General features: G+C 53.9%; 3 protein-coding genes and 1 pseudogene. 2 read left to right on the forward strand and 2 right to left on the reverse strand.

What is annotated here, in order from left to right; translation table 11 throughout:
* Window positions 1-216 (reverse strand): helix-turn-helix domain-containing protein (locus BBW68_RS15795; protein ID WP_148127537.1); only part of this gene is annotated, 216 nt, incomplete at its 3' end.
* Between the two features lie 322 nt (window positions 217-538).
* Between BBW68_RS15795 and glyA the strand changes: the two genes are divergently transcribed.
* Complete coding sequence (glyA, locus tag BBW68_RS04640) at window positions 539-1792, forward strand: serine hydroxymethyltransferase (RefSeq protein WP_070134215.1); 1254 nt, start codon at window positions 539-541, stop codon at window positions 1790-1792.
* An 87-nt stretch (window positions 1793-1879) separates the two neighbouring features.
* Window positions 1880-2493: pseudogene (locus tag BBW68_RS20540) on the forward strand (MFS transporter); the annotation flags it as partial.
* A gap of 49 nt (window positions 2494-2542) precedes the next feature.
* Here the strand turns inward: BBW68_RS20540 and BBW68_RS04650 are convergent.
* Window positions 2543-2824 (reverse strand): ATP-binding protein (locus BBW68_RS04650; RefSeq protein WP_186821274.1); only part of this gene is annotated, 282 nt, incomplete at its 5' end.

The raw sequence follows: 2824 nt of genomic DNA on the forward strand, positions 1-2824 counted from the left end.
AGCGGCCACGCGCTCAAGGATATAGGGCTTGAACGGGTCAAGCTTGCAGGGTCTGGGTGCGCGAGGCTTGTAGCGGATATCCGCTACGGGCAGTGGGCTACGGATATATCTGCGAACGGTCTCATGAGAGCATGAAAGCTGGCGCGCGATGGCGCGTATCGACATGCCCTGACGGTGTAAAACACTCATCTCCACTCTGGTCTCCAATGTCATCATTGGCAGTGCCTTAAAACTGCCATTTTTACCCTGGGTCGGTCAGATTTACATCGGCAGGTGGGCCAGTTTTACATCGGTAGCGACAGTGGTGCTCTGACGGCTTCGAATTCAGCTATGATAACGGTGAAAAACTGCGGGTATCGTTCGCCACGGGAATATCTACGGCGGCAAACCAGTAATAGGTTAAGTGATAAAAAGTGTATGGAAATATAGGGGCCAATCCAGTAAAAAGGCAGCCGTGAAGCTATTCAACAGGGTCCTAAACAGTTTAGACTGTCGCCCATCATTTATTGTTGATAGTCAGTCTAGTCAGGAGATGCAGATGTTAAAGCGTGAAATGAGCATTGCCGATTACGATGCCGAGTTGTGGCAGGCAATGGAGCAGGAAAAAGTGCGTCAGGAAGAGCACATTGAGTTGATTGCTTCAGAAAACTACACCAGCCCACGCGTGATGCAGGCTCAGGGATCGCAGCTGACCAACAAATACGCTGAAGGCTATCCGGGCAAGCGCTACTACGGTGGTTGCGAGTACGTGGATATCGTTGAGCAGCTGGCTATTGATCGTGCCAAAGAGTTATTCGGTGCTGATTATGCTAACGTGCAGCCGCACTCCGGTTCCCAGGCAAACTTCGCGGTCTACACCGCGCTGCTGCAACCGGGCGACACCATTCTGGGGATGAACCTAGCACACGGCGGCCACCTGACTCACGGTTCCCCGGTTAACCTGTCCGGTAAACTGTATAATGTCATTCCTTACGGCATCAACGAAACCGGCAAAATTGACTACAACGAGCTGGACGAACTGGCGCAGAAGCACAAGCCGAAAATGATCGTGGGCGGCTTCTCTGCCTACTCTGGGGTGTGCGACTGGGCAAAAATGCGTGAGATTGCTGACACCGTTGGCGCTTACCTGTTTGTTGATATGGCACACGTTGCCGGTCTGATTGCTGCGGACGTTTATCCTAACCCGGTTCCTCACGCGCATATCGTAACGTCCACCACCCACAAAACTCTAGCGGGTCCACGTGGTGGCCTGATCCTGGCGCGGGGCGGTGATGAAGATCTGTATAAGAAGCTGAACTCTGCTGTCTTCCCTAGCGGCCAAGGCGGCCCGCTGATGCACGTGATTGCCGGTAAGGCCGTCGCGTTTAAAGAAGCGATGGAGCCTGAGTTTAAAACCTACCAGCAACAGGTAGCTAAAAACGCCAAAGCGATGGTGGAAGTGTTCTTGGCACGCGGTTACAACGTGGTTTCTCGTGGTACGCATAACCACCTGTTCCTGCTGGACCTAGTTGACAAAAACCTGACTGGTAAAGAAGCGGACGCCGCGCTGGGCCGTGCTAATATCACCGTTAACAAAAACAGCGTACCGAACGATCCGAAAAGCCCGTTCGTCACCTCCGGTATCCGCATCGGCTCCCCGGCCGTGACGCGTCGCGGCTTCAAAGAAGCGGAAGTGCGCGAGCTGGCCGGCTGGATCATTGATATTCTCGGCAATATCAATGATGAAGGCGTGAGCGAGCGCGTGAGGAAGCAGGTGCTGGAAATCTGCGCACGCTTCCCGGTTTACGCCTGATAATTTCTCGATTTTTAGAGCGTTATGACGTGTACATTAGCTTCCACTTTGTCGGAGGGAAAATGACGATACGCTCCACTTACTGGCTACTTCACCTACTTTTTCGCCTATGGCGTCTACCTGCCTTTCTGGGACGTCTGGCTGAAAGAGAGTGACTTGGCACCCAAAAAATCGGTTTGCTGCTCGACTGCGGCATGATTGCGCGCTTTGCAGGCAGCCTGTGCTTCCCGCGTTACCAATCCTTCCCGCTTGGTCAGTGCGCTTCGCCTGCTGACGTCACTGACGCAGCTGTTTGCGCTGGGCTTCTGGCTGGGCGCTGAGTGGCTGTGGTGGGTGGCTGCTTGGTTTTAACCTGTTCTGCTCGCCGCTGGTGCCGCTTAGCGATGCGCTGGCTGCCACCTAGCAGCGGCAGATCGCGCTGCCTTATGGCTCGGTCAGGCCGAGGGGATCGCTGGCGTTTGTCATCAGCTCCGTGTTAACCGGCGTGCTGGTCAATATCTCCTCTCTATCACGCCATTCTGCTGCTGTGCATGGGCTGTATCGCGATGCTCGGTGGCATGATGCTGCGCCCGGCGGTAATGCCACTGGGTACGCAGAAGCAGCTAGGCCATGCGGATTGGGCTCAGTGGAAGCAGATGCTGGCTGAGAATGCTGTCTGGCTCTTCCTGATGTGCGTAATGCTGATGCAGGGGGCGCATGCTATTAGGCGTCAATTACTTTTGCCGGTACGCGTCAACTATCCTGGCCGCCTTAGGATTCTTGCTTAGTTGACTGCTGCGTTATCGCTTTTGATGTTTTCTTTCTGTAACTTTCTCCTTTTAACTCGAAGATATAACCGTGATGGATCAACCGATCCGCCGCTGCTACCGCCATCGTCTCTTCCACGAAGATGCTTCCCCATGTGCTGAACGGATGGTTGCTGGTGATGATCAGACTGCCTCTTTCGTACCGGTGCGCGATAAGTTCGAACAATACCCCGGTTTCAGCATTGTCACGTTTGACATAACCCAGGTCATCTATCACTATCACCCG

Origin of the sequence: Candidatus Erwinia dacicola (assembly GCF_001756855.1) — a bacterium.
GTDB lineage: Bacteria > Pseudomonadota > Gammaproteobacteria > Enterobacterales > Enterobacteriaceae > Erwinia > Erwinia dacicola.

What these genes read in the sequence shown, in the direction of transcription:
- glyA (WP_070134215.1), top strand. Translation starts at nt 539, where the DNA reads ATGTTAAAGCGTGAAATGAGCATTGCCGATTACGATGCCGAGTTGTGG.